We start from the raw sequence: 19,210 nt of genomic DNA on the forward strand, positions 1-19,210 counted from the left end.
CAATGGAACAATGAAGAAGCAGTTTTTACCCATTCTTTGTGTCATACTGGCTTTACTGATGCTGATCGTTGCTGTGCTTTCCTGTAGTAAAAAACAGAAGGAGGATGATGCTTTATTGCCCGGGAATATAGAACGCAGTACGCAAACCACCAATGGCATCACCTATAAAGTGTATGTGCAGAAGGATCGCAGCACATACAAGGGCATCCTGGTTATGGGAAGTGGCAATGATGAGCATAATCCCACGCAGGGCAGCCTGGAGGGCGGACCGGAGAACGCCCTTTGCCAAAAGGCTGCAGAAAACGGCTATATAGCGGCTATTGTGCAATACCACAAAGGGCCTGGTACTGCAGACTGGAATAAAAGCGCCGAAATGATGGGACAGGATTATGATCACAGCATCCGTGCATTGGCAGATAAATACGGAGTAGACAAATCTCGGTCGGTAGTGGGCGGCTATTCTTATGCCACAACGATTCTTTATACCACGATCGCCTATTACAGCAGTCTTGACTATTGTAAAGGCCTGCTGGGTGCTTGTGGCGGCACGGGTGCCGACGCGATTTCAAAATTCAAGATACCGGTATTTGCCATCAACTGCGCCGGTAACAACGAAGGCGATAATATCACCGGCTTTTACGGGAAGCCACTCTATGACAGGATACCCAATAATTCGCCTGTAAAAGCCAAAAGCGCGGGTATCACAGATGGTACCTGCAATACACATTGCGCCAAGGCCTGGACGGAGGAGTTATATGCGAAGCTTAGCCAATGGCTGCCCTAGCTGGTGAATGGGGCAAGTTGCAACATTGAAAATCGGAAACAAAGAAAAATGCCCCATAAAACTAAATACTATGAAATCAATTCTTTATTGTGTAGCACTCGCAGCCATACTGGGTGTAGCGGTTGTCTCCTGCAAAAAAGCCCAAGATACAGTATCGGAAACGCCTGTGATGGCCCCTGATCTTGTTAATTATTATATAGCAATGGAAGGCATTAGCGATGAGGGCAGGGCAGGCTTTCGTGTAATTTACTTCGATAATAATGGCGGAATGGTTAACGCCACCAGCGACAGGGCCGCTTCCCGAAGGGGGCAGGCCGTTACGGTGGAAAATAATACGTTCCGGTTTGATATAAATGCAAATGGAACCTTGGTGTACGAATTTACGTTTGCGAAGAGCAAAGCAGGCGAACTGCTGCTCAAAACCGCCACCAACGTTGGAAGCGCGTCGGTGCAAATGGTCAATACCGAGCTGTTTAAAGTAGCGGATGCACCCCGCTGGGGATCAAAAGTTTTTAAACGTATTACGGGCCTTACAGACTATTTTACCTACTACGGATTTTCGGGGAACAAAACGCTGTATGCCAATAGTACCAGTCCTGCCACCGCACCAGCACTGGGTTGCTATGCACTGGGCAGCGATGTAGGATTTAAAAACAATAGCGACAACCTGATGGGCATATTTGTACCATCCTGGAAGGGTAACACCCGAATCAAATTCCTTTTAGAAAACAGGAATATCAACGGCCTGGCTACCTATACCATCAACGAATAACGGATTGCCGGTACAGTTGTCCTGCTGAATGCCCAAAAAAAAGCCGGGTCGGCAGATCAAACGGTAAGGCACCTGGCGGGCCTGATGGATGGATAGCGGGTGGGGCGGGCATGGCGATGATAGGTATTGGTGTGCCGGGATGGATCAAAGGATGCAAAAGACCCCGTCAGTACAGCAGCAGGCTGCAGTGGAATACCGGAACGGGTATGGCCTCTGTCTGTTATCGTTTTAATCCTTCGTCTATTCAAAGTGTTGTTTGCCGATTGGCTCTTTTTTCTGCTCCTTCCCATCAATAGTTTTGATACAGCAATCATGAACGGCCTTTTATAGTCATTCCTTAACTCAGAAAAACAATACATTATGAAAACAAATTTTAAACAGATTTTTTTAGCTGCGGCTGCCGCGCTTTTTTTATTGGTGTCCTGTAAAAAGGAGCATACGGGCCAGGATGGTTCCGGTAATAGTTATACTTATGCGAACGGTGGCAATCCCAAAACAGAAAAGATAGCAAGAGCAACCTGGATACCGGAAGGTAAAGAAATGCGGCTGCTCCTTTATAATAGCGGTAATGCAAATGACGGAGTAGAACTGTACCTGGAAACCGCTGGTCCCAATTTCTCGGCGATTCCTGAAGGGACGTTTACAAACGCTCCTGATAATGTTGCCTTCCGCAGCGCTATTCTCTATTATAACGATGGTGACGAAAGCTATACGGTAAGCAATATAGGCAGAAAAATAACCATCGCAAAAGATGGTAACAACTATAAGATAAATTTTGAATTTACCAGCAGCATGGGCCTGGTGCAAGGCAGTTACAATGGCCCGGTTGAGCGTGCACAATAAAAATAAGAATATGAAATACTTTTTTTCAATATGCAGTATCTGGTCATTGACAATAATGACGTTGGTCTTTGCTGCCTGCCGGAAAAATAATGGCGTTTCCAGTGACGGCGGCCTTCAGATTATAAACGGCAATTACCTGGCCGATGCCTGCGGCAACAGGCTGGTGCTGCGCGGGGTAAATATGGGCGCTGTGTATGCTGTAGATCTTGGGAAAAAAGAGCTTGCGGAAATAGCACAAACCGGAGCTAATGCAGTGCGACTGGTGCTTACCAGCCGGTACACCAGGTGGAGCAACGGAACGCCCGGCAATATTGCATTAACCGGCGCAGACATAGAATCGTTGATAAAAATATGTATTGCCAATAATATGATCCCGGTGCTGGAGCTACACGATTATACCGGCAGCGCTAACCCCATTGCTGACATAGATAAAGCAGCTGGCTGGTGGATCAGCGCTGATATTAAAAATGTACTGATGCAATACCAGCGATCGATTATTGTAAACATAGCCAATGAGCCCGACAATGGTACCGGCGGCCATGATGCCCTTTATAATGCTTATGCAAAAGCAATTACCGCGTTGCGTAATGCCGGCTATACCTGCCCGCTCATGATAGACAGCTATAACTGGGGCAAAGACCCTCAGTTTATCGTAAACAAAGGCAGGGCGCTGATGGATCATGATCCCCTGCATGCGCTGCTTTTTAGTGTGCACGCCTATTGGCCCGCAAATGGCCGGTGGGGTAACTATAGCGATGCGCAGATAACCGCCTATATGAATGCCCTTAAAAATACCAACCTGCCCGTTACCGTGGGTGAGCTGGCCCGGGCTGATGTGCAAAGTGGCGTGGATTATACCATAAACTACCGGCTGCTAATGGCCTTAAGTCAGCAGCACAGTTTTGGCTACCTCGTGTGGTGGTGGGGCTTTTATAATAATCCCGGCAGCAACAACACCCTTAGCATGACAGCGAATGGCTTGTATACCGGGTTAAATGCGGATGGAAAAGTAATGGCCATAACCGATGCCAACGCTATCCAGAAAACTGCGCGGAAACCTTGTAAAAATTAAAATAATTGTATGAAAAATTTTCCTTCCATAGTTAAAAAAAGCCTTCTGTTACCGGCAATATTCGGCTGCATACTGACGTTTAGCCTCTTTTCCTGCAGGAAAGACAATAATAGCACACTCACCGGTGCGGAGAAAAAAAACCTGGCAGCCACTGACCTGGAGGGCTATTATCTGGTTACTGAAAACAATGCATGGAACCCACGGATGTCCCTGTTCTATTTTGGAAAAACGGATGGCAAGCTGATGGTAACGCAGGACGGTCCGGGCCTCAGGCGCGGGTATGAAGCGGTTATTGAAGAGAATCATTTGAAAATCGGCAGCGATGGACAGACGTTTGATTTCCTGTTTGAAAAAACAAGTGGAGGAGACATTGTGCTCAAATCTTTTTCGGGTAGCGCTAGTCATGCAGAGATGTACAGAAACAGCGAGTCTTTTCCCGTAGCCGGCAGAACCTTCTCCCGTAAATGGGAGCAGGTGAATGGGGTACTTTACCATATTGGTTTTAACAGCACAAAATTTATTGATGGTATTGCGGGCATCATTCCGGAGGAAGGGTACTCCTACTACACGGTAGGCAGCGGCGTGGGCTGGAAGAGCGATACCGGGCATGGATCTTATATGGGTGTTACCGTTTCGTCCTGGAAGGGAAATGGGAAAAAAACGCTACTGGTGGAAAAACGGGCAGGTAACGGTGGATCCCCCAAAATAGATGTGTATGTAAATTAAAGTATTGAATGGATGTTATTATTTAAACGTTGAAATCTGATAAAATGCGCCGCTTTAAATTATTCATGTGTTGCATTGGTATAATAGCCCTGCCTGTGATCAGCAGTTGTGGAAAGGACAAAACCGCAATTAAAGAAAAAGAAGTGGCCGCCGTTGACCTGCTGAACTACTATATGGCTTTAGAGATCAGGGAGCGCGACAGGGTAAAGCTACGCCTGGTCTGTTTTCCGCCGGACTACGATAACATAATGGCTGCCTGGAACGGACCGGGTTTTGGCCGGTTGGCAGTTGTAACACTATCCGGCAACCGCTTTTCCTTTGATGTAAACGGCAATAGTTCGGATGTGTTTGACTTTAGTTTTTCAAAGGACGACCTGGGTAACCTTTCTTTGAAAGGGACTACTTATAAAGGTGTTAATGCCGTACAGATACAACACGTTGAACTGTTCAGGACCCGTGATATACCAGTGTGGGCCGGGAAGACATTCAGGAAAGTGGATGGGCCTTACAACCATCTGGCACAGTACTATTTTTCGCAGGACCGGCAGAAATATTACAATGTGGTTGGTGAAAATGGTACAAACTGCTACCCCAAAACCTCAGGTATCGGCTTCCATAACGAGCATGACAACCTGCTGGGCGTTTTTGTACCTGCATGGAAAGGGGATGCAAACATTAAAATGCTGCTGGAAGACAAGAATATTGTTGGGGTGGCCGGTTATAAATACAATTAAAAAACAAATAAAATGAAACAAGTAAAACACATGGCAGGCCTGTTTGTACTACTGCTATTATCGATCTATTCCCGGGCCCAATCCGGCCCGGACGATGGAACCTACTTTGTTGTGAATGTAGCCACCGGAAAAGCGCTAACGCCCGTGGATGGGGGCATTAACAGCAATACAAGGTTGAAAAAGTTTAATAAAAGCGGTATGCAAAAATGGAAGATAAAAAAATATACTGCCAAAGGTAAAAGTGGAAAAGTTATTGTAAGCTACAGCATTCAAAGCGCCTCATCAGGCTTTTACCTGCGCCCTTATTTTGTGCCCGATAACCACGAAGCCATTGTAAGTGATAAAGACGGTAACAGCAGTTTTAGCATTGATACCGATGAGGAGAACTTTATCATCAAAAGCAATAAAATGGGCGGCGACGCCCTGTACTCCAAAGGGGTAAGCGCCGGGGATGATGAGCCCTGGTTTGGCCCCGATGAGAATGAAGATGGCTACCGGTGGCAATTGGTGCCGGTGGAGTAGCCTCATTGAAAAATGAAAAGACAGGCGGCTGACTAAATTCTGAAAAAATATAAAATTTAAATGCAATGATACACATTACAAAAAAGATTGCGGGCTACTACTGGTCTTTATACCTGCTAAATGACCATGCTGCCGGCGTTACCGTTTATGCCGATAATAATGAAAACCTCGGCTATATCCGTTTTGGGGCCGATAATGCCGTACCCATACCGAATCAGTATATGGACAACAGGTTTACCATCAATCTTAAATGGAGCAATATGTCCCATGTAATAGATCTGCTGCGCAACGAAGGCCCTGTTTATATCCATATCACTATTGATGATAATAACAAGCTCAATTATGCTGAAATTTCTACGCAACTGGAACCCGCAGGCGATGGAGAATTGTAATATAAGTTCCATTGAATAAAAATTAACCAAAAAATACACAATGAAAGAACTTTCAATAATCCTTTGCCTGTTAATACTATTTATGGCATGCAAAAAAGACAAGAGCGCTATCTCCCCCGTAACGGCAGCCGAACTCACCAATTATTATGTAGCGCTTGAGCGGCTTGATGAAGACGGCAAAACAAAATACCGCGCCCTCTATTTTGAAAACAATAACGGTACGATAAATGCCACACAGGATGGGGCAGGCGGCAGAAGAGGGCAGGCCGTAGTGATAGAAAATAATAGTTTTCGCTTCGATTTAGGAGAAGAAACCAATGGAACGGTTACCATACTTTTGCTAACCTTTGAAAAACAGAATAATGGAAAAATTATCCTCAAAAGCCTGACCAATGAGGGAACCTCATCCAGGCAAATTGTTCATGCCGAAATGTACGCAACAACAAGTGTGCCCGACTGGGCAGGAAAAACGTTTTCCAGAAAATCGGGGCCTGCAAGCTATGCGCCTTATATCAAATTTTCGGCCGACAAATCAATGTATGTATTTGCAAGCAGCACAACCGAACTTCCGCAATTTCCTGGCTATGCAATAGGCCGTAGCGTTGGTTTTAAGGACGACAGGGCACCTTCTAAAATGTTCCTATTTGTGCCCTCCTGGAAAGGTAATGCAAAGGAGAACGTATTGGTTGATACCGCGCCGGTGGTAGCAACCTATGGACAGGAATAATGCAAGACAAGGACAATAATAGATAAACGCATGAAAACAGCCATACTTTTAGTTTGTTTAATGGCCTTCATTCAAACAATGGCACAGCCTGCAAAGCAACGTCAGCCTGTCACAGGAAGGTTCCGTGTAACCGAAGCAATGGACACCGTTTTCCACCTGTTCAAAACCGGCGATATGCTAGATGTATCGCTTCAAAAGGGCCTGCGCCACTACCGCAACGGCAAACTGGTGAGTACTTACAAAATAATTCCCGCTACTATAAAGGTAAAAAAAGTAGCGCCATGCTTAAAACCTCCCTGCCCTGAGTTGGTGCACGACGTGCCGGTTTATTACGCCGGCGCATTGAACCGCTATATAGAACTGGACGACCTTAGCAGTAAAAGTTATTTATATGCTGCGCCGGAAGATTACAATACGCAAAGCGGTCAACCCCTGCGGGAGGGACAATGGGCGCTTTGGTATGTGTTGAAGAAAACAGGGGGTAAATCATCGTTTATAGGTCATGGCAAAGCCCGTTAATTCGGCTGGGGAACAATCTCCCTGAGGATGGACCTCACCGAAACCAGGCGCGTTCATCTATTGAAACCGCTGTTCGTCTATTGTTGCTTTTTGTGGCCTTGTTTGGGGTATATGTTTGTACCAGCATTTCAGAATAGAATACTCAAGACCCTTAAACATTATAAACATGAAAATAAAATATTTAATGCCCGGTATCCTTTTTTTTACAATGGCGCATACCGCTATGGCACAAACGGAAACCGTAAAGTTTAAAGCAAAAACAGGAATCCTGCTTACTACCGGCGAGCTGCAAAAAGCGCTTAACGAGAATTTTAAGATGAGCAGCCCTGCCGAAAATAACGATCTTTCCCAACCCCTGCGCATAGCGGGCTACGGTGTACCCGGTGCAAAAGTTGAAATTCATATTACCCCTGTCTCCAAAGGCGGCAGCAGCAAGCCCGTGCTGGTGGTGGCAGGCAAACAGAGCCCTTACGATGTGCAAAACTATACCGCCACCGTGGGTAGCAATGGATCCTGGCTCTTGGGAGAACCTGTTGCCGTAAAATTCAGGGAAGGTGCCACGCAAAGACGGGTGCACGTTTTTGCGGGCCAAAGCAAGGACGGTTTGGTGAGCAAAAGGCCTGTGAACCGGGAAATAAAGCTGGAAGACGAAAAGCTGAAAGTGATCGCTGTTGGTACGGTCAAATTGCTTACAGATGATAAAGTGCGAAATGATTTTAAAGTGTTTACCCGTACCGGTGGTATTACGGCAAGTTCTAACGACGTGCCCATAGTGCCTGTAAGCGAAACACCTTTTGGCATGCAGGGGACAGCAGCCCCTGGCTCCCGGGTTATCATCGATGTGCATTATTCCGGTACAAAAACAGAGTATAAAAAGGTAGTGAAAGTGGCGGGTGTAAAGACGTACACCGAAAAGAAGGTTACCAATATAAAAAACAAAAAATTCGGTTCGTTCGAAAAACCTGTTGGCGATGATGGCAAGTGGCATGTACTACCCATAGATCCCTATGAGCCCAAAAATGGCGATGTGGGCACTGAATTGATCATGAGCGTAATTGTGATTGATTTTAAAGCGATGAATGGGAACAAAGAAGTTTTCAGAAAATCGGTGACGCTAAGTGTAGTGCCCTCATCCAATTTTGAGGCTTTTTTTAAGCAGTGGTAATGCGATCGCTGAAGCACAGGTTTTTTAACTAACATCAAACAATTGATCATGAAAACAATAACTTACCAACTAATCTTACTGGCATTTATAATGCTTATAGCAGGTTCCTGTAAAAAAGGCGATACCGGTGCGGCCGGTCCCGTAGGCGAACCGGGAGCCCGGATTTATAGTGGCACGGGCATACCGGAGGCTGCCTTAGGCAAGACCGGTGATTTTTATTTTGACACCGAAGCAAGAGCCATGTATGGCCCCAAGAGTAAAGAAGGTTGGGGAAACCCCGTAAGCCTGGTTGGAGCTACCGGTCCGCAGGGGGAGCCCGGCAGTATCATTATCCATGGATCCGGGATACCGGATGCCGCTGCAGGAAGAGAGGGTGATTATTACCTGGACAAGGCTCAGGCTCTTTTGTATGGTCCAAAAACAGATGGGAACTGGGGGCCGCCGGTGAGCCTGAAGGGGCCGGCGGGCAGCAATGGCACAAACGGCAATACAATTTTAAGCGGACCACAGGCTCCGGATAACTCACAGGGGGCTATCGGCGATTTTTACCTGAACACTACTACCCTTGAATTATACGGACCCAAGACGGCGGCAGGATGGGGCGATCCGATCAATATAGCCACTCCCAACCCTGTTTGCAACCTGGTCCTCCCCAGTGTCAGCTTTAAAGCATCTTCTACCCAGATTACAAGCGAAAACGAAGCGATCCTGGCCTCTGTTGCTAATACCTTACAGGCTTCCCCGGCATGCAAAGTACGTGTAACCGGTGGTTATTGCGGCGACACACAGGAAAGCCGGGTTTTAAGCTGGAGAAGGGTCAATGCGGTCATCAGTTACCTGGTGCAGGAGCAAGGTGTCAGCGCCGACCGGTTCATATTTAAGTATAACCAACCGGGCGGCAGCTGCGGTATAGTGGACCTTCAAAGTGCAGCGCCGGGTGAAGCCGGGGCGGGTGTCATTCCGCCGATTCCCTGATCATCGTTCAGGTAAGCCTGAGCTGGTGATCCGAATCCACTGATGCACGATGTTTAAAAGCAAAAAAACAAAATCAACGAACAGGGTATGAGGGCCCCGGGGGACACAGGGTTTAAGTGACAGCCCCCGCAAGCTCGGCAGCAAATATATGCGTAGCCGCTGTTACAAGCCTTATCTTTGCACTGGCTTCCGAAGCACTCAATTTTAAAACTGACTTATAGAATAATATGGAAAAGAGCTATAGAATATTGATGCTGTTTTTCACAGCTGTAGCAGTTATATCTTTATCAGGGTTCTTTTTTACTTACCTGAGGTTCTTTCCGGATTTTGACCGGTTCCGGGTGGTGATCCATATTCATTTCATGGCATTTATTTGCTGGTTCTTATTATTGGTGATTCAGCCTGTTCTGATCAGGAAACGGCAGTACCTTCTTCATCGTAAGCTGGGAAAATTGTCCTGGCTGCTGGCGCCGGTGCTGGTAGTAACCATCCTTTTATTGGTGAAGGATAAAGTGCAGCGGGAGTTGGATGTTTCGGCAGGAGCCGCCGCAATGACGGCATTTATCGGATTGCTGGATGTGGTGTCCTTTTCCGTTTGCTATAGTGTGGCTATGATCAACAGGCATAACGTGCGTTGGCATGTGGCTTTCATCATTGGCGCTACCCTGATCGTGTTCAATCCCGGTATGTCCAGAGTGTTCAACCATTTTAGGCCGGGCTCAGGCCTGCCGGCCGCTGTGATCCTGCCGTTTATTGTTCCGCTGATCATAATAACGGTTGAAAAGCTCCGGTTTAAACGCCCGGTTCTTAAAAGTCCATATTTACTATTTGTTCTGTTATGGCTGGCGGAAATACTGCTGTTGATGACGATTCCGCAAACTGATTTTTGGAAGCACCTGGTAATAAAATTCGCAAGTTAGAAGCTATAAGACGAATTTTTTATGAAATGATTTTGATATGCTCATGGAAAATCCAGCAAACCCGTGATGGAGATATGCAACCTCCGGCAATGAATAAATAGCGTTTCAATAGAAGAACTGAGGCTGCCTGCCCAACGTCGTTGGTCTGCTTCAAATGCCGTTTGCCGGTTAGGTATTGAGGCCGGCCGGTGAAATTTTTCAATCTTAAAAATCAAATCTTATGAAACTCATATTTACGTTTTCACTCGCCTGCAGTATCCTTTTTTCCTGCAAAAAAAACAACGATGACGCAGCGCCGGGCTTCAACATTAACCAGCTGGAAGGTTATGTCATTTCGGGCGCTGTAATAAGAAGCACGGGATTTACGCCCTTTGCAGCCGAGTTTTTACCGGGGCAAAAAGTAAAACTGGGATACGAAACTTTTTATTATGACAGTAAAGATTATGTTATTGATAAGGATACGCTAAAAGTAAACGATAATATTAAACTGGTTATAAAAAACAAAAAGGTAACGCATTATTATTACTACTCGAGCAATCCGTATACACCCGGAAGCAGCACGCACGATTTATCGTTCAACCTGTACAAAAAGCCCGAAGCCAGCCAGCTACAAGGTAAAACATTTACGGGAACTTATTATAACTATCCTGATGGCTCGGTATTGCACAATAGCTTTTATTACAAATTTGCCCAAAACACAAATACACTGGCGGCAGGATTTACAATAGGCATGCCTGTGCGTAGCAACCCCTATATAAACATAGGCAATGTAGCGGCCTTTGCGCAACCTGGTAATGACAGGGAGCTGATGGTATGGCACAACGGGCGGCTGCTGGCAATTTATTTTAATAAAGAGGAAAACCAATATCAATATGCCCTATTAAGCCCTCAATAAAACAGTTTTTATGGAAAATGGAAAAATGAAATTACAGATTAGGGTTATCGGCTGTCCTTTAATAGCAATAAACATGGCGCCTCTGTAACCCTGTACAAAGCACATCCTGCCGGTGGTATAACAACTGCGGTAAAGTATAATATATTACCGCAATGTACCGGATATGGAGTATGCTATCGCCGATATGCCGGCTGAGTGATTATCCGGGGTAGTGAACCCGCTTCAAAATGAGCAACCCATATATGTATGGGTTTATTCACACCAAAGGGTTTTTATCAGTTCCTTACCAGGAAGGAGCGCAACAATGACCGGGTGTAGCAGCTTAGTCTTTCAGATCCGCCAGTGTTCTGCTTTCCAGCACTTGGAGCGTTACATCCCGTACCTGTTTCATTACATCGTGCAGACCGCAGCGTTTTTCATCACAGTTCTTACAACGTTCATAGAAATACAGGCTTACACAAGGCAGCATAGAAATGGGACCGTCGATCAGCCGTATAACAGTGGCCATTTTTACATCGGCGGGGTCTTTTTTAAAAAAATAGCCGCCTCCTTTTCCTTTTTTGCTTTCCAGGATACCGGCTTTCCGAAGCTCCAGGAGAATGTTTTCCAGGAACTTTAAAGGGATCCGTTTCTTCTTCGAGATCTCGGAGATCAGCACTGGTCCGTCCTGTTGTTTATCAGCCAGGTAACCCAGGGCTTTAAAGGCGTATTGCGATTTTTTTGTGAGCATACATTAATAACAAATGTTCGGTCATAAAGTTAAGGAACAATTGGCTGAATACTGAATCTGTTCATGGACGGTTTTTGCGGACGCCCTGTTTTAAGAAGCTGTTCCGCTCAGCCGGTGGCGTTGATTCTGGAGCACATTCTTCAGCGTCCAGGGAATTGTTTTTTCAAAGGCGGATTGCCTTACAGGGCAGTCCGTTTTGGAACAGAGCACGCATTGAAAGGGCCGGCACCCGTCTGAGTGAACAAAAAATTCGACGGACTGGCCATACTGGTCGCGGATGAGCGCTGCCAGCTGATCGATTTCACTATGAGCTTCAATAACATTGAGATACCACGGAACCGTTAAATGACAGTCGATGTGCAATACACTTCCGTATTTGATCACCCGGAAGTTGTGCAGGTCTACCCAGTTTTCCATACGGTTTTTGTTGATATAGGTGATCATTTCCTGCAGCAGCTGCTGATCGGCCTCGTCCATAATACCTGCAATGGAGCGCCTCAGGATGCTGTAAGATGTGTACAGGAGCAAACAGGTCAGCAGGATGGCAATAACAGAATCGAGCCAGTGGATCTTTGTGAAAAAGACGAGTGCCAGCCCTGCAATTACGGCGATGGTTGAGTAAGTGTCTGTTCGCAGATGCCGCCCGCTCACTTCCAACGCAATGGAGTGGTTTTTTTTCCCGGCAGCGATACAGATGCTTCCCAATGCATAATTGACCACTGCCGTAGCACTGATCAGGATCATGCCAAGATCGAGCTGGGCCAGTACCATGGGATGGATCAGTTGGTCGATCGCCTTGTAGAGGACAACTAACCCCGCAATCCCGATCAGGGTGCCTTCTATGGCGGCGGATAAAAACTCAGCCTTTCCATGTCCGTAAGGATGATTGGCATCCCGGGGTTGCGCCGCCAGGAACAGGCTGTAAAGTCCTATAAAGCCGGCGGCTACGTTTGCAATGCTTTCCAGTGCATCCGTCAGGATGGCTACGGAATGGGTAAAAAAATAGGCAATAAACTTTACGATCAGCAATAATAATGATATTGCTGCCACCCATTTCTGGATCTTCAGGTTTTGTCGGGACCCTTTTGCGGCCATTATGATATGGGGTTATACTGTTTTCCGGTTTTCGCTATGACGCATTCTTTTTGCCTTGATATATTTCTGTATCCTGCGTTTTAAACGGTGATAAAATTCCTTATTGAAGAGGTTGGAGTCGTGCATAGCCTTGTAGGTAAGGAAGGCGCCGATGGGGGCCAGCACAAAGGTGGACAGCCACATGCCGGAAAAGGGCGTCAGGCTGCCTTCCTTGGCCATCTTTTCCCCGGTGTTGGAGGAGAAGTAGAACACCAGGAAGAAAGCGATGGCAAAGATCATCGGCGTGCCCAGGCCACCCTTACGGATAATGGAGCCCAGGGGCGCACCGATCATGAACATCAGGAAGCAGGCCAGTGCCAGCACTATCTTTTTATGCCATTCAATTTTATAGCGGCGGATATTTTTCTCCTGTTCCTGGATGCTGCTCAGGTTCATGCTGGCATTGTCCTTTACCACCGAAATGGTGCCCAGCGCACGTTCTGATACATTGGATTGTGCACTATCCGGCAGGAAGGCCGTAAAAATATTGGCATTCTTTTTAACGGGCTTTACCTGTTTTCTTGCAGTATCTTTCCTGGTTGAGTCTTTTTGAAGGGCTGCACTGTCGCCGCCGGCTTTTTTAACTGTGTCCTTTTTTGCGCTTCCACTGTCGCGGACCATTTTTTTCAACGAATCCGCTTTTACTTCGGCCATTTTTTGCAGGATGGTATCAATGGCAAAAACCGGCCGGCGGGTATTCCGGCTTTTCCGGGACTTCCGGCGTTTCTTTTCCGGCGCTTTTACCGTTTCTTTTTTCTTTGATACCGTGTCGGTCTTTATGGGCAGGAGCGTGGCTTTTGCCCTCCCTGTGATGGTATCCAGCCCTAAAAAAGCGTCTTTATTTTTTTTGAAATTAAGGATCGAGTCAGGGATGGAAATGCCTTTGGTTACACTGTCCTTGTAAAGCAGCAGGCTGAAATTATTGAGCAGGTTGGCCTGGTAACGCTCCACTTCCACGTTGGTGTATTTGGTCATAGAATCCAGGGCTTTATCCAGCTGCCGCATGCTCAGCACGCGTTCATTATTGCGGTTGCTGCTGTCGTTGGAGGCTTTAAAATTAAAGGCACTGATGTCCAGCTGCATTTTGTACTCCTTAAATCCAAGGCGGATGTATTCGGTTGCAGAATCGGTACGGTTCCCCCGCTCCTGGTATCGCCACCCATCCCGGAATACGATATCAAGGAACCGCTTGTCGGGGGAGGGTTTCATAACCCCGTTCTTTGCAACGATAAAATTATCCTGCAGGGAACCATAATTGTTCTCAAACACGATCAGATCCCGGATGGTGCTGTCATCCTTCTCTTTTTTGCCTATTTTGATCGCAAAACGGTCCAGTTTGTCATAAAATATCCCTTCTTTGATATCAAATGCCGGCTTGGCCAGAACGATATCGGCCAGCATGGTACGTGATTTCAATTGCGCAACGGGGATCACATAGTTGGCAAAGAGAAAAGCGCAGAAGCTGATGAAAAGTGTTACGACAACCAGGGGCCGCATAAACCGTAGCAGGGAAATACCCGAGGACTTGATGGCTACCAGCTCAAAACTCTCTCCCAGGTTTCCAAAGGTCATCAGCGAGGACAGCAGTACTGCCAGTGGCAATGCCAGCGGGATCAAAACGGCGCTCTGGTACCAGATAAACCGCAATATCGTAAAGGCATCCAGCCCTTTTCCTACAAAATCATCGATCCAGAGCCAGAAAAACTGCATTACCAATACAAAAAGGGTAATGAAAAAAGTGGCCACGAACGGGCCAATAAATGCTTTAATGATCAGTTTATCTAGCTTTTTCAACTGTTTCCGGTTTCTGGTTCATGGTTCTTCTGTCATCGTCAATAGCTCAAAGCAGGAGGCGCAGGGTCTATTGTCTTTCAACCATAATTCATTTAATTTGCAAATAACGTATACATAATGGAAGAAACAAAATTAAGCCTTTCTTCAGAGGAGTGGTCTATTGTTGCTGACCCCGAAATCATTTTAACAAAGAATGCGGTTTTGCGGAAAATAAAAGCAGCGCTGGAATCGCTGAGCCACTGGCAGCTTGGCTTTGTCAGGGAAAATGCGGGGAGACTGCCGGAAGCCGTATTTGAGTATAACGGTAAAATTTCAAAGGGGGAAAATTATAAGGGGTTGCCTTACCTGATACTCGATTACCCCCGTCATTTCAGGCCGGGGCATATCTTTGCGGTCAGGAGTATGTTCTGGTGGGGAAAACAGGTTAGTGTCACCCTGCATTTGTCCGGAGAATGGAAGGAGCGGTTTGCAGATCAGCTGACCAGCCGGCTGGAGGGGCTTAAAAATGAGGCCCTGTACCTGAGTTGTCATGGGGATGAATGGGAACACGATGTTCGGGGCGGGAGCCATATCCTATTATCTGGTCCGGAACACAGAGAAGGGCCGGATCTGCTCCGCAACAGCAGTTTCATAAAGCTCACCTATGCTGCTCCGGTGGATCAGCTGGAAAGAGCTCCAGAGTTCTGGAGAGAGAAATTCCGCAATTTAACGGAGTTATTGCGGTAACAAAAATTTCGGGGACAGTTCATTATTTAGTTGCCCAGCCGGTGAAATAATTCCTTCACCTGGTAGTCCCACAGCTGACTTTGATCTTTAATATCTCTTTTTTCAGCAAAGTCGGTGATCACTAAAATGGTCTGATTGGTAATTTCTGATTTATCGATGCGAAATTCAAAGTACTCATTCTTGGGAGCGCCGGCCCAATGAAACCGTATAAAACGCTCTTCCTCCTGGTCAACTACCTCTGCTTCTTCATGCGAACCGTTCCAGCCAAAATAAAAACGCCCGTTCCGCTCGTCCACGTTTTCCGCAAACCACTCACCCAACCCATTGGAAGTGGCTAAAAATTCGAATAAAATTGTTGGAGAACAACGTACGGGGTACTCCAGGGTGTATAGCTGTTTACTCATCTCTCGGGGTGTGTTTATGAATTCAATTAGCTACAATAATATAAAAATTATCATACTTTCAAAATTTTTTTTGGTTCCGGGCTGCCGGATTGATGTTTTGCCGGGATAAACCCTGTTTTCAGGGCATAAAAGACTCTGCCGGGGTCTTTCTGGCGGTTTTTAGCGGTTACTGCTTCTTAAAATAGTATATTTGCGGGCATTTTTCAGCTTATAATTTTGGGAATATATGTTTAATAGTCTACAGGATAAATTAGAGTCTGCCTTTAAAAACCTCAAAGGCCAGGCGCGCATTACAGAATTGAACGTAGCTGCTACGGTAAAGGAGATCCGTCGCGCACTGGTTGATGCGGATGTGAACTATAAAATTGCCAAAGATTTTACAGATAAAATCCGGGACAAGGCTATGGGTGAAAAGGTGCTGAATGCGATCAGCCCGGGTCAGCTCATGGTAAAGATCGTGAAGGATGAGCTTACGGAACTGATGGGTGGAGAAGAAGCTACATTTAATGCCAAGGGCAACCCGGCGGTTATTTTGATAGCAGGACTGCAGGGTAGTGGAAAGACCACTTTTAGCGGTAAACTGGCGAACTATCTTAAAACCAAAAAAGGATTGTCGCCCATGCTGGTGGCTGCGGATATTTACAGGCCGGCGGCAATGGAGCAGCTACGCGTGCTGGGTGAGCAGATCGGCGTGGAAGTATACATTGAACCCGAGAATAAGGATGCGGTGGCAATTGCGAAAAATGCGGTTGCCCAGTCAAAGGCAAAGAATAAAAATGTCATTATTATCGATACGGCCGGTCGCCTGGCGGTGGATGAGGCTATGATGACAGAGGTGTCCAATATTAAAAATGCCATCGACCCGCAGGAGATCTTATTTGTTGTGGACAGTATGACGGGGCAGGATGCGGTGAATACGGCCAAGGCCTTTAATGACCGGCTGGACTTCAGCGGCGTGGTGCTTACCAAGCTGGATGGTGATACCCGGGGCGGTGCGGCATTATCCATTAAATACACCGTAAACAAACCGATCAAGTTTGTAAGCAATGGTGAAAAAATGGATGCGCTGGATGTGTTTTATCCCGAGCGGATGGCGCAAAGGATCCTGGGCATGGGCGATATTACTACCCTGGTGGAACGTGCCCAGCAACAATTTGATGAGGAACAGGCCAAGAAGCTGGAAAGCAAGATCCGGAAAAATAAGTTTGATTTTGCCGACTTTAAGATGCAGCTGGATCAGATCAAAAAAATGGGGAACATGAAGGATCTGCTGGGAATGATCCCGGGTGTTGGTGCAAAGATCAAAGACCTTGATATCAGCGATGAAAGTTTTAAAGGGATTGAGGCAATGATCGATTCTATGACCCCTGATGAACGTAGTAACCCGGACCTGATCAACGGCAGCCGCCGCAAGCGGATCGCCCTGGGCAGCGGAAAAGATATTGCAGAAGTCAATGCTTTTATGAAGCAGTTTGAGCAGATGCGCGACATGATGAAGAACATGAATAAAATGGGCGCATTCGGTCGTATGATGCCGGGCATGGGAAAGTTTAAGACGCCTTCATAGAAGTTTTGGAAGTTAAGTGAACAGACGCTTTATAGCATTTTACAGACCCTCGGAAGAGGGTTTTTTATTTGTGGGTCATATGATCCTTTTTTTAGCGGACAAAATTGATTGTCTGCTAAAAAGGGCCCCTAATTATATTTGTCTGTCATTTTTTTATATTTTTGACGGACAAATTGGCTTGTCTGCCGAAATGGGCGTTTAAAACATTTTGTCCGCAATTTTGTGTATTTTTTGGCGGACAAAATAGATTCGTTATTTTTGCTTAACCATGATTTCAACCATGAACTTACAAAATGCAACCCGGTATCATGAAGGGCTGTTCCCTCCTGAAAAAATTCATTATGAACCCATTATAAATGAATTATTAGCAGCAGAACAGGCGCTTGCCCGCTTTGACCAGATGCTGAAGAATCTTCATAACAGTGAAATACTCCTGGCGCCCCTCCGGAACCAGGAGGCAGTATTGTCTTCCCGTATGGAAGGCACCATCAGCACCATTGATGAGATTATGGAATTTGAGGCCAATGTAAAAGAAGATCATGAAGATACTTACAACATGGATGTACGTTCTGATGTTATTGAAACTCTTTTATATCAACGTTCCCTGCGTAACGCGCAAAAAGGTATGGAAGCCGGATATCAAATATCAGACAGCCTGATCAAGCAGATTCATCAGCAATTATTAAGTTTTGGAAGGGGGGCTTCAAAATCGCCCGGGGCGTACAAAACAGAACAGAACTTTATCGGAGACCAGGCGGGAAGACAGATCTCTTATGTTCCGATTGAACCAGAAAAATTACAGGACGGCATGGAGCGCTTATTTACCTATTTAAAAAGCAATACACACCCGGTTCTGATAAGAACAGCATTAATGCACCTGGAGTTTGAAGCGCTGCATCCTTTTAAAGATGGGAACGGAAGAATAGGAAGAATGCTGATAACATTGTTCCTGTGGCAGCAGCAAATAATCAGTGCCCCGCATTTTTATATCAGCGGCTACCTGGAAGAACATAAAGATGCGTATATTAACAGGATGCGCGAAGTGTCCAAAACAGGAAACTGGGAGCAGTGGTGTGCTTTTTTCTTAACAGCTGTGAAAGAACAGGCCACACAAAACCTGGAAATTGCAGAACAGATAAACCGGTTGTATGAAGATATGAAACTGCGTGTTTCAGGAACACTGGCCTCAAAATGGAGTATGCAGGTATTGGACTATATTTTTACCTATCCCAAATTCAGATTGCCCAACCTGTACCGGACAGCAGGGATACCCGAAAAATCGGCCTCAACGTTCATTAAAAAACTGCTTGATGAGGGCTTGCTTTACTTACAGCAGGAGGCGGCTGGGCGTAAATCTGCCTTGTATTCCTTTGAGCCATTGATGCGCCTGGTACGGGTATAAACAGCACTAACGCACTGGCCCAAAAAGACGCAAAGGGGCGTATCAGGAATAGCGAACGCCCCCTGTTGGAACGAAGACAATGCCTATGCCTGGTTAAACCCTTTAAACCCAGGGTCCACAATACGCTTCCAGTCCGGATGCCGTTTGATATAGGCAAACACAAAGGGGCAGAGGGGTACCAGGGTTTTACCGCTTTGCTCAATGGATTCCAGGGTTTTTTCCACGATCGCCGTACCGGCGCCCTTACCTTCCAGTTCAGCAGGCACCTCGGTATGTACCAGGGTAATATGGTGAGGGGTTTCGTTAAACCGGATGACAGCAGTATAGCCTTCTATTGTCAATTCGTATTGCTTCTCACTGTCGTTTTTTATAAGGGGGATACCGGTAAATTCGGGTTTCATGATTGC

At 46.2% G+C, this 19,210-nt stretch carries 22 protein-coding genes; 17 read left to right on the forward strand and 5 right to left on the reverse strand.

Annotated features, from left to right (window positions below; genetic code table 11):
* Positions 1-10 precede the first annotated feature (10 nt).
* The 14 genes from BLS44_RS10125 to BLS44_RS10190 all read left to right on the forward strand — a co-directional run bounded on the left by BLS44_RS10125 (position 11) and on the right by BLS44_RS10190 (position 11,046).
* Positions 11-784: a hypothetical protein gene (locus BLS44_RS10125; RefSeq protein ID WP_218127720.1), complete on the forward strand. Its 774-nt coding sequence runs from the start codon at positions 11-13 to the stop codon at positions 782-784.
* A 70-nt stretch (positions 785-854) separates the two neighbouring features.
* Positions 855-1,556, forward strand: coding sequence for a hypothetical protein (locus BLS44_RS10130; protein WP_143019716.1), 702 nt, complete (start codon positions 855-857; stop codon positions 1,554-1,556).
* A gap of 360 nt (positions 1,557-1,916) precedes the next feature.
* Positions 1,917-2,399: a hypothetical protein gene (locus BLS44_RS10135; protein WP_090389950.1), complete on the forward strand. Its 483-nt coding sequence runs from the start codon at positions 1,917-1,919 to the stop codon at positions 2,397-2,399.
* A 10-nt stretch (positions 2,400-2,409) separates the two neighbouring features.
* Positions 2,410-3,471 carry a cellulase family glycosylhydrolase gene (locus BLS44_RS10140; protein ID WP_245729174.1) on the forward strand — a complete coding sequence of 354 codons (1,062 nt, stop codon included), beginning with the start codon at positions 2,410-2,412 and terminating at the stop codon, positions 3,469-3,471.
* Positions 3,472-3,480: 9 nt separating this feature from the next.
* Positions 3,481-4,197 carry a hypothetical protein gene (locus tag BLS44_RS10145; protein WP_090389952.1) on the forward strand — a complete coding sequence of 239 codons (717 nt, stop codon included), beginning with the start codon at positions 3,481-3,483 and terminating at the stop codon, positions 4,195-4,197.
* Positions 4,198-4,241: 44 nt separating this feature from the next.
* Positions 4,242-4,931: a hypothetical protein gene (locus BLS44_RS10150; protein ID WP_090389953.1), complete on the forward strand. Its 690-nt coding sequence runs from the start codon at positions 4,242-4,244 to the stop codon at positions 4,929-4,931.
* A gap of 12 nt (positions 4,932-4,943) precedes the next feature.
* Positions 4,944-5,453: an RICIN domain-containing protein gene (locus BLS44_RS10155; RefSeq protein WP_090389954.1), complete on the forward strand. Its 510-nt coding sequence runs from the start codon at positions 4,944-4,946 to the stop codon at positions 5,451-5,453.
* Positions 5,454-5,518: 65 nt separating this feature from the next.
* Positions 5,519-5,845: a hypothetical protein gene (locus tag BLS44_RS10160; RefSeq protein WP_090389955.1), complete on the forward strand. Its 327-nt coding sequence runs from the start codon at positions 5,519-5,521 to the stop codon at positions 5,843-5,845.
* 82 nt (positions 5,846-5,927) lie between these two features.
* Positions 5,928-6,572, forward strand: a complete 645-nt coding sequence (locus BLS44_RS10165; protein WP_090389956.1) for a hypothetical protein — start codon at positions 5,928-5,930, stop codon at positions 6,570-6,572.
* A gap of 30 nt (positions 6,573-6,602) precedes the next feature.
* Positions 6,603-7,091 carry a hypothetical protein gene (locus tag BLS44_RS10170; protein WP_143019718.1) on the forward strand — a complete coding sequence of 163 codons (489 nt, stop codon included), beginning with the start codon at positions 6,603-6,605 and terminating at the stop codon, positions 7,089-7,091.
* A 166-nt stretch (positions 7,092-7,257) separates the two neighbouring features.
* Entirely contained in the window at positions 7,258-8,256 is a 999-nt protein-coding gene (locus tag BLS44_RS10175; protein WP_090389958.1) for a hypothetical protein, read from the forward strand.
* Positions 8,257-8,304: 48 nt separating this feature from the next.
* Positions 8,305-9,231 carry an OmpA family protein gene (locus BLS44_RS10180; RefSeq protein WP_090389959.1) on the forward strand — a complete coding sequence of 309 codons (927 nt, stop codon included), beginning with the start codon at positions 8,305-8,307 and terminating at the stop codon, positions 9,229-9,231.
* A 227-nt stretch (positions 9,232-9,458) separates the two neighbouring features.
* Positions 9,459-10,151, forward strand: coding sequence for a hypothetical protein (locus BLS44_RS10185; protein ID WP_090389960.1), 693 nt, complete (start codon positions 9,459-9,461; stop codon positions 10,149-10,151).
* A 220-nt stretch (positions 10,152-10,371) separates the two neighbouring features.
* Positions 10,372-11,046: a hypothetical protein gene (locus BLS44_RS10190; protein ID WP_090389961.1), complete on the forward strand. Its 675-nt coding sequence runs from the start codon at positions 10,372-10,374 to the stop codon at positions 11,044-11,046.
* Between the two features lie 322 nt (positions 11,047-11,368).
* Here BLS44_RS10190 and BLS44_RS10195 read toward each other — a convergent pair whose 3' ends face one another.
* The 3 genes from BLS44_RS10195 to BLS44_RS10205 all read right to left on the reverse strand — a co-directional run bounded on the left by BLS44_RS10195 (position 11,369) and on the right by BLS44_RS10205 (position 14,704).
* On the reverse strand, positions 11,369-11,776 hold the full coding sequence (locus BLS44_RS10195) for an RrF2 family transcriptional regulator (RefSeq protein WP_090389962.1): 408 nt from the start codon (positions 11,774-11,776) through the stop codon (positions 11,369-11,371).
* A gap of 90 nt (positions 11,777-11,866) precedes the next feature.
* Positions 11,867-12,871: a cation diffusion facilitator family transporter gene (locus BLS44_RS10200; protein WP_090389963.1), complete on the reverse strand. Its 1,005-nt coding sequence runs from the start codon at positions 12,869-12,871 to the stop codon at positions 11,867-11,869.
* A 12-nt stretch (positions 12,872-12,883) separates the two neighbouring features.
* Positions 12,884-14,704 carry an LptF/LptG family permease gene (locus tag BLS44_RS10205; protein ID WP_090389964.1) on the reverse strand — a complete coding sequence of 607 codons (1,821 nt, stop codon included), beginning with the start codon at positions 14,702-14,704 and terminating at the stop codon, positions 12,884-12,886.
* 117 nt (positions 14,705-14,821) lie between these two features.
* Between BLS44_RS10205 and BLS44_RS10210 the strand changes: the two genes are divergently transcribed.
* Positions 14,822-15,430 (forward strand): hypothetical protein, encoded by a 609-nt coding sequence (locus BLS44_RS10210; protein ID WP_090389965.1) that lies wholly within the window; start codon positions 14,822-14,824, stop codon positions 15,428-15,430.
* A gap of 26 nt (positions 15,431-15,456) precedes the next feature.
* Here the strand turns inward: BLS44_RS10210 and BLS44_RS10215 are convergent, their stop codons facing one another.
* Entirely contained in the window at positions 15,457-15,834 is a 378-nt protein-coding gene (locus BLS44_RS10215; RefSeq protein ID WP_090389966.1) for an START-like domain-containing protein, read from the reverse strand.
* A gap of 226 nt (positions 15,835-16,060) precedes the next feature.
* Here BLS44_RS10215 and ffh point away from each other — a divergent pair, with 226 nt between their 5' ends.
* Positions 16,061-17,401 carry a signal recognition particle protein gene (ffh, locus tag BLS44_RS10220; protein ID WP_090389967.1) on the forward strand — a complete coding sequence of 447 codons (1,341 nt, stop codon included), beginning with the start codon at positions 16,061-16,063 and terminating at the stop codon, positions 17,399-17,401.
* 280 nt (positions 17,402-17,681) lie between these two features.
* Entirely contained in the window at positions 17,682-18,803 is a 1,122-nt protein-coding gene (locus BLS44_RS10225) for a Fic family protein (protein ID WP_218127721.1), read from the forward strand.
* Positions 18,804-18,886: 83 nt separating this feature from the next.
* Here BLS44_RS10225 and BLS44_RS10230 read toward each other — a convergent pair whose 3' ends face one another.
* Entirely contained in the window at positions 18,887-19,204 is a 318-nt protein-coding gene (locus BLS44_RS10230; RefSeq protein WP_090389969.1) for a GNAT family N-acetyltransferase, read from the reverse strand.
* Positions 19,205-19,210 lie beyond the last annotated feature (6 nt).

The organism is Niabella drilacis, from assembly GCF_900101395.1.
GTDB lineage: Bacteria > Bacteroidota > Bacteroidia > Chitinophagales > Chitinophagaceae > Niabella > Niabella drilacis.